Origin of the sequence: Microcoleus sp. Pol7_A1, from assembly GCF_036701085.1 — a bacterium.
Lineage (GTDB): Bacteria > Cyanobacteriota > Cyanobacteriia > Cyanobacteriales > Microcoleaceae > Microcoleus > Microcoleus asticus.
In genome coordinates this window covers 1-7937 of sequence record NZ_JAUBQD010000119.1, presented here as the reverse complement: position 1 = coordinate 7937, position 7937 = coordinate 1, and the positions used below count along the sequence as shown (strand labels likewise).

The 7937-nt window shown below is 47.9% G+C and carries 6 protein-coding genes; 2 read left to right on the top strand and 4 right to left on the bottom strand.

The features are described from left to right. Positions 1 to 88: 88 nt before the first annotated feature. Together QUA20_RS31040 and QUA20_RS31035 are read left to right on the top strand one after the other, a co-directional pair. Positions 89 to 838 (top strand): alpha/beta hydrolase-fold protein, encoded by a 750-nt coding sequence (locus QUA20_RS31040; protein ID WP_333194148.1) that lies wholly within the window; start codon positions 89 to 91, stop codon positions 836 to 838. An 11-nt stretch (positions 839 to 849) separates the two neighbouring features. Further along, positions 850 to 2529 (top strand): phosphatidylglycerol lysyltransferase domain-containing protein, encoded by a 1680-nt coding sequence (locus QUA20_RS31035; protein ID WP_333194147.1) that lies wholly within the window; start codon positions 850 to 852, stop codon positions 2527 to 2529. A gap of 196 nt (positions 2530 to 2725) precedes the next feature. On the opposite strand, the gene QUA20_RS31030 is transcribed toward QUA20_RS31035, so the two are convergent. The 4 genes from QUA20_RS31030 to deoC form a co-directional block, all read right to left on the bottom strand. Further along, positions 2726 to 3952 (bottom strand): glycosyltransferase family 4 protein, encoded by a 1227-nt coding sequence (locus QUA20_RS31030; RefSeq protein WP_333194146.1) that lies wholly within the window; start codon positions 3950 to 3952, stop codon positions 2726 to 2728. A gap of 26 nt (positions 3953 to 3978) precedes the next feature. Further along, positions 3979 to 5547, bottom strand: coding sequence for an MFS transporter (locus QUA20_RS31025; RefSeq protein ID WP_333194144.1), 1569 nt, complete (start codon positions 5545 to 5547; stop codon positions 3979 to 3981). 231 nt (positions 5548 to 5778) lie between these two features. Beyond that, positions 5779 to 6654 (bottom strand): DNA repair protein RecO, encoded by an 876-nt coding sequence (gene recO, locus QUA20_RS31020; protein WP_333194142.1) that lies wholly within the window; start codon positions 6652 to 6654, stop codon positions 5779 to 5781. Between the two features lie 244 nt (positions 6655 to 6898). Continuing rightward, on the bottom strand, positions 6899 to 7579 hold the full coding sequence (gene deoC / locus QUA20_RS31015) for a deoxyribose-phosphate aldolase (RefSeq protein ID WP_333194141.1): 681 nt from the start codon (positions 7577 to 7579) through the stop codon (positions 6899 to 6901). Between the last annotated feature and the right edge of the window lie 358 nt (positions 7580 to 7937).

The window sequence follows — 7937 nt, the reverse complement described above, 5'->3', positions numbered from 1 at the left end:
AAATACGTCAATATACTTACACAGAAAAAATCATTTAGGATTGAGCTAGATAGAGAAAATCATTTAGGATTGCTATAAAAGTGCAGCTATGAATTCAGAGCGCACCTACGGCTTAATTTTGCCGCCTGGGTACGCAAAAAATCCCAAACAGCGCTATCCTGTGATTTTTTTGCTGCACGGCGGGCACGGAGACGCGCGCGCTTATCAGGACAAAGCCGCTGTTACTTCTGTGCTTCACGATTTATATAAAAGCAAAAGATTGCCGCCATCAATTGTAATTACTCCTGACGGGAACGACAAGCGGGGTACGAGCCCTTTGTGGGACCCGCAGTATTTTGACGGGCCCAACGGTAAGGTGGGAAGCGCGATCGGCTCCGAGTTAGTGAAAATCATAAAATCGCGCTACAGAACGCTGGAAGACCCCAAATTATGGGCAATGGGAGGACAATCTTCGGGGGGTTGGGGAGCTTTTAATATCGGTTTGCGCTATTTGAATAATTTTAATATTTTGTTCAGCCACAGCGGTTATTTTACAGATCAAAGCGGCAAGGCTAACAGTCCTAAATATTTAGTGGAAAAACTTAGTGTTAAAGATAAACAGCAGTTGCGCGCTTATTTGGATGCCGGGGAAGCAGACGCAGACTTTCTGAGTTCTACTCAACAGTTTCACGAGCAATTAAACAGTTTGGGTATTGCTAACGAGTTTAACAAATTTCCGGGAGGACACGGGATTGTCGGTTCCGATGTCGGTTGGAATTATTGGCACAAGCATTTAGCCGATTCTTTGAGTTATGTTGGAAAACAGTTTAAAATATCACTGGCAACAGAGAAAAATTAGAAAGGTCAACAGTGTTACCCCAAAAAACTAGGATTGGACTCTGGACTGCATCATTTTTAACCGGATTGGTAGGAGTTATTAACCTGCTGTCTGCTGTAACTCCCAGTTTACCCGATCGCCGAAATTGGCTAGAACCATTTTTCCCTTTTCCCGTGCGTGCGGGCGGGCATTTTTTTGCAGCAGTTATCGGATTTATGCTGCTAACTCTGGCAACTAATTTGTTGCGGCGCAAGCGGATTGCTTGGTTGCTGACTGTGGGATTGTTAATCGTTTCTATTGTAATTCATTTAGTCAAGGGATTGGATGTTGAAGAAAGCTTGCTTTCTGGGGTGCTGCTGTTTCAGTTGTTGGTGATGCGGCAGACGTTTACGGCTAAATCCGATCGCCCTTCAATTGCTCAAGGAATCCGGGTTTTGCTGGGGGCTTTGCTGTTTACGCTGGCTTACGGGACGGCGGGTTTTTACATTCTGGATAGGGGTTTTCAAGTTAACGGACAAGCGGTTAATTTTGATTTAGACACAGCTTTGTTCCAGACTTTTGCCATGTTTTTTACGGCGGACAATGCGGGGTTGGTTCCGCAAACTCGCTTTAGTAACTTTTTTGCCGATTCGATTTATGCTGTGGGTACGGTAACGCTTGGTTACGCACTTTGGATGCTGCTGCGGCCGGTGCTGCTGCGAAATTCGGCAAGTATTTCGGAACGGAATAAAGCTCAAGAAGTTGTAGCAAAATACGGGCGGACGACGCTAGCGAGACTGGCCTTGCTTCCGGATAAATCTTATTATTTTAGTTTTTCGGGAAAAAGTACGATCGCCTATGTGTCGAAAGGTAGAGGTGCGATCGCTTTGGGAGACCCCATCGGGCCCGCTGAAGACCGCAAAGAAGCAATTCTGGGGTTTCAAGAATTTTGCGATCGCAATGATTGGTATCCAGCATTTTATCAAACTTTGCCCGACGATCTAGAAATGTATTCTGCTCTCGGTTTTCGAGCGGTGCAAATTGGCGAAGAAGCTATTGTCAATCTCAAAACTTTTACTCTCAAAGGCAAGAGCAATCAAAACTTGAGAACTGCTATCAACAGACTTACAAAAGCCGGTTATCAAATCGAATTTTACGAACCTCCTTTAAGTTCCGAATTGATGCGCCAAATGAAACTCGTCAGCGACGAGTGGCTGCAAATGGTTCAAGGCGCGGAAAAAAAGTTTTCCGTGGGTTGGTTTGACGAGGTATATTTGCGGGAAACTCGTGTCGCAGCCATCCACACTCCAGACGGTAGAATTAGTGCTTTTGCTAATATGATATCGGCGGGAGATGGGGTAGTTGGAGTTGATTTAATGCGGCGTCGCACTGAGGTGGAAAATGGCACGATGGAGTGTTTGTTTGCTTCGATGTTGCAGCATTGTCAAGAATTGGGATATGAAGAATTTGATTTGGGTTTGTCGGCTTTGGCGGGAGTCGGAGAAGCTGAGACATCCGGGCGGTTGGAAAAGGTTTTGATTTATCTTTCGGATCACTTGAGCAAGTTTTATAATTTTAAGGGATTGCACAGTTTTAAAGATAAGTTTGGGCCGCGGTGGGAACCGCGTTATTTAGTTTATCCGAGTTTGGGAAGTTTGCCGGATGTTGTGGTTGCTTTGATTCGGGCCGATTCGGGCGATCGACTTTTGGATTATTTGCGCCCGGGAGGGTAGGCAACGAGCAAAGTTGACTGGTTCCCAGGATCTGCCTGGGAAACCATATCTAGAGGCTCTGCCTCGGCTGCAAAATGGAGGCAGAGCCTCCGGATCTGCGTTACCAGGCTCCAGCCTGGTAACAAGTAAATATCTAAGGGTAAATACACGACTTCCTTTTCGTTACATCCGTTACATCCGTTGCCGAACTTCCTCCCTATGCCAACCCCCGAAGCGGCACGCGCTGCTTTTGCAAAACCTCTGAGTACAGCTTTTCCAACTCAGTAATATTCTGACTGAGAGTGTACCGCTCGATCGCCCGTTGGCGTGCTTTTTGACCGAGCACCATTCCAAACTCAGGATGCTCGCAAAACAGTGGCAGCAAGGTTTGCAACTGACTCCGCACCCGCTGAGTGTTCAAAACTACCCCCGCGCCTTCCTCCAATGCCTCGCCGTCAGCACCCGCATCGGTGGCCAAACAAGCTAAACCGCAGGCCATCGCTTCCAGCAGCGACAGGGACAGTCCCTCCACCAAAGAAGGCAAAATAAATACGTCTGCACCCCGCAGAATTTCGATCCGCCGTTCCTCCTCGGCAACAAATCCGAGCCACACAATGCCATCATCTTCGCCGTAAGACAGTTGGAGCGAGGCGGCTAGGGGCCCGTCGCCCACGATCGCCAATACGTTGCCACGGCCAAAATTGCACTGTTTCCAGGCCTTGAGCAAAGCCTCGACATTTTTCTCCGGAGCAATGCGGCCTTGGTAAACAAAAACTCGATCGGCTTTTAATTGCGACTTCAACCCCGAAGGCCCGGGCGAATACTTAACCGCGTCTACTCCGTTGGGAATCACGGCTACCCGTTCTTCCGGCACTCCCAAGCGCACCAAAATATCCCGCTGAATGTAAGAAAATACGATCGTTGAGTCGTAGTGAGCCAAAAACGGAGCGTACAGTTGATACATCAGATGTTGGGTTCCCGATGTCAAATTCCGCAATTTGCGATCGAACGGGGGGTGAAAAGTCGCCACCAGAGGCAGCTTCAATTCTTGACAAATTTCCGGCAGCAAAAAGTCTAGAGGCGAAAGCGTCAGGGAAGCGTGAACAACATCGGGTTTCAGCCGCCGCAGAGATTTCATCAGCACTGTGCGGGACTTGAGAGTGGGAATCGTATAAATTTGCGATTTGTAGTGACAGGGTAAAGAGACTTCGTTGCAACTCGCGGGCGAAAGCGAATTGGTATATGAGGTTTGAGCAATTGCTTTTCCCCATGAACCATTTGCCATGCTCCACGCCGTATTGTTCCTGTCGAGCGGGCCCGCTTCTTGGGCAAAGTGCAGGAAACTGACCTGGTATCCCCGGTCTAACAGTGCGTTGGTGACTTCCCTGGAGTAAGTGACGTTACCGCAAAAAGGTGATTTTTTTCCTAGCCAAGCGATGTGCATTCCAGTAAATCAGAGTTTGTTATTTTTTAGATTCGATCGACTTTGCTATTACTGCTACGGAAAATATACCAGGTTAAGACACCGCCAGCCATCGCTAATCCTGCTAAACCCAAAAATACTGTCGGCAAGCCCAGAAATGTTTCGGCTACCCCAGCCAAAGCCAACGGTAAACTCAAAGCGATATTAGTCGCATTGTTTTGCAGCCCGAAGACTTTTCCCCGCATTTCTTCTGGGGTTTCTGCTTGAATTGTAGTCTGCATCGGCACTCCCACCAATGAGGCAAATAAACCCAACAGGGTAATGAACAGCACCGAGAGCCACAAATGGTGTGTAAATGCAGAAAGGCCCATCAGAGCAAGTGCCATGCCGATAGAGCCGATTAAACTCAGTTGGGAGTGAGAAAATTTGTGGCCGAGATAGCCGACTGTCGTCGCCCCACCAGCCATGCCGACGCCCACCGCAGCCAGCAAAAAGCCAAATTGCGACGCTTTCATACCCGGGAGGATTTCTGCCAGCCGCACCGCTAGAACTGCCAAGGCTGCAAAAATGGAAAATAGAATAATTAGTTGAATTAAAGCATTGCGGACTTTCGGTTGATCGTTGATGTAACGCAGGCCCTCTCGCAAATCTGCTAGGGGATGTGGCGGTTCGTGTTCGGCATCGTTTTTTTCGCCTGTTTTCATCGACAGCAACAGCACTCCGGCGAAGGCGTAACTTCCACCTACTACTAATTCTTTGCCGATGCCGAGTCCCCCGCCGAGGTTGGTAAATAGGGTGTCGGCTAAAGCTAGTAAGGGTTCTCCGACTGCAAAGCCAATAATCACCGAACCCATCATGGTTGTGGTGTAGAGGGAGTTTGCCGAGAGCAGGTGGCGGCGTTCCACAATTAAAGGAATCACTGACTGTTCTGCTGGCGCGAAAAATTGAGTTAGAGTCGAAACGAGGAATGTCACTAGCAGCAGCAAGCAGAATCCGAGCGGCAGTTGACCGAGTTCCCACCCGTCAGAGAGCCACAGCAGCACGGGTAATGTTAAAACGAAGGCTCCCCGCAGCAGGTTTGTGGCTACGAGCACTGCTTTTTTCGACCACCGATCGACATACACGCCTGCGGCTGCCCCGAACAGCACTGCGGGAATGGTAAAGGCGATCATGATTGCCGATACCCACCTGCTGATGGTTTGATCTGGCGCTTGAAAGCGGCTGGCCACGAGGGCGATCGTCAGTACGAGATAAACTTTATCTGCTAGTTGGGAAAAAACTTGCCCGCTCCACAGTGCTAGAAAATTTCGGTTTTTCAGAACTGGCAGAAATGCTGTTTCTTTTTCGGAAGTTTCGGCTAATGCTTCCGAACTCTCGGCTGCTGGGTCTGCTGTTGCCAGCGGGGGGATTGCTTCGGGTTCTTGGCTTTTGCCGTTGCTTGACTCTGTTTCTTTCGTTATGGGATATTTATCCATTTCTGGGTCTTCGACGTTGATCCGTCGATCGGCCAAGGCGGGTTCCGAGCGAAAATCGGGAAAATTTTCTCGTTCTTCCATTTTGTGGTGGGTCACAGCTAAAACAGATATTGTCAAATCAGAATCGGACAGTCGTATCATAGGATTTGGGGTGGCTCGCCTGGGATAGTGGAGGTTGGGGGAATGGGGATTTAAAATTGAGGTGTTAACCCCTAAGTTTATTAATAATCTCGTAACTTTATCTCTATCTATTATCTGATGTCGCAACAACCTTGAGAATTTACCTGAAAAGGCCGGCAGGTTCGGATATCCCGCAGGCTGGGGGTGCGATGTACGATCGTTCGTTCACTTATTTAACTAAACACTCAAAATTTAAAACTCAAAACTCTCTAAGTAGGTATCGATCGAGCTTCCCGATCTAATCGTGCAACCTAAATGATACTGGGCATATTGCCGCAAAATATTTTCTACTGATACCCAAGTTGTTCGATCGGCAATCCCCTCTTCTAGTTCTGGACTAGCCAACTGTTGCAGCGCTGCTAATTCCTTAGCATTAATCAAGAAGTTTGTCAAGTGTTTGCTGCCATTCGTTTGCCGGGAACGAGAAGCGGATTTGTACAAGGTGCCGGTTTCTGAAGAGAGTTCTGCCTCTAAGTTAGCTAGTTCGGACAAGCTGAAGGTTCCCCCAGAGGGTATACTAAACCCGGTTTGCCAGTTCGGATCGCTGAAATTTGGGATCAGCGGGCGTCTGGTGGCGCAGCAGACTTGGACTTGGGGCGCGAGGCCTGCTAAGGCTAGCAGGTGAAAAATGCCGTGGCTGAGGTGGGCGACAAGTACGGCGGCGGATTGGATTTCTGTGCGATCGGATAAACGCTCCAAACGGCTCAAATGTTCGCCCAGCAACCAAAAGAGTTCTTCTTGGGGTTCATCGGAAAGGGCGCTGGCGATCGCCAATTCGGCCAGATATTGCGCGGCTGAGAGTTTCCCGAGGTTGCGGCTCAAACCCGGATGGGATTGTACGGTGTCGGCTTGGGTAATTTTGTCGAGCGATCGGCCTTTGGCAATTAGCAATTCGTTGACAACAAATAATTCGCTTCTACCGCCAATGGTCGATCGCTGTTTGCGAACACCCGGTGCTACGGCTCGAATTAAGCCGAATTCCCGCGTCAAAACTGTCAGCACTCGATCGGATTCGCCGATCGGTGCACTCTTAAGATTGATTCCAGTTGCTTTGTAAGTTCGAGTCACTCGATTTTAGATTTTAGATTTTAGATTTTAGATTTACTTCGGACAGTTTCATTTTCCTTGTTGGTCGATCGACCTGGAACAGTCATTCTACAGTTGGCAATCAAAAACTGTCCGAAGTATTGTTATTAGACAGTAGCAAAAACAGTCTAGGACGCAGAACTTTTAGTTGTAGGGTGCGTAAGGGCGAACCAATTCCCAATTAGCCATTACCAATTAGCCATTGCTAATGACTAATGACTAATGACTAATGACTTTTATCTAAATTATCGCGCTGGCGGAGTAATTCAGGGCCGCGAGAAGTCCCCAAACGAGTTGCCCCAGCTACTACCAAATCTAGAGCTTGTTCGTGAGTGCGAATTCCGCCGGCGGCTTTAATCCCGATCCTGCCCTTAATAACTTCGTTCAGCAGTCGCACATCGTCAACTTTCGCCGGGCCAAAAAAGCCAGTGTTGGTTTTGATGTAAGCCACACCAGCTTCCATGCAGATCTCAGCCGCTAATTGTTTTTCGGCATCCGAAAGCAGCGAACTTTCGATAATTGCTTTGATGGTGAGATTAGTTTCTTCGCAAATTTGGGCTAATTCCCGGTGGAATTGGTCGATTCTTCCAGCTTTCAACAATCCTAAGTTAACGGAGACATCTAACTCTACGGCTCCATTATCTGCTGCTTCTAGAGCTTCGTAAAGTTTCACCGTTGAAGTCGAAGCACCGGTGGGAAAACCTATAACTGTACAGACTTTGGGACGTTTGCCGTGCAGCAGCTCAACTGCTTGTCTGACGTAGGCGGGATACACGCAAACTGTGACAAAGCCAAATCTCTCTGCTTGTTGGCAACAGTTTTCTACTTGCTCTGGCGTAGCGGTGGGGTCGATCAGGCCGTAGTCGATCAAGGGGGCAATATCGATGTCTGCCTGGTTTGCAGCCATTATTTTTTTCTCTTTGAGATAACTACTTTATTATTATACAAATAAACGGGATGCGGAAAACTTGCCTCCCTGTCCGGCAGGAATTTAAGCGACTAGGAGGACTTCAGTAAGCGAGTGTTCTTTGATATTTTATTTAAGCAATGCTCTCATAAAACTATTGAGAAAAAACCTATGCTCATTTTTGGTAAAAAGGAAGTGGTGGCTTTACAGTTGATTGTCTAGTTTACCAAATTTGTATCACTCATCTACTTCTTTCTCTTGGCTTCATCATGGTTTACATTGAGAATACCGAGTTATTTGAACAGGACTCGCTGAACTAACCGATCGGCGATCGCTTCAGGAGGCAAAACTTCAACCG

Bases quoted from the DNA above. Each gene is read 5' to 3' on its own strand.
- QUA20_RS31040 (WP_333194148.1), top strand. From the start codon at position 89: ATGAATTCAGAGCGCACCTACGGCTTAATTTTGCCGCCTGGGTACGCA.
- QUA20_RS31030 (WP_333194146.1), bottom strand. From the start codon at position 3,952: ATGCACATCGCTTGGCTAGGAAAAAAATCACCTTTTTGCGGTAACGTC.
- QUA20_RS31025 (WP_333194144.1), bottom strand. From the start codon at position 5,547: ATGATACGACTGTCCGATTCTGATTTGACAATATCTGTTTTAGCTGTG.
- deoC (WP_333194141.1), bottom strand. From the start codon at position 7,579: ATGGCTGCAAACCAGGCAGACATCGATATTGCCCCCTTGATCGACTAC.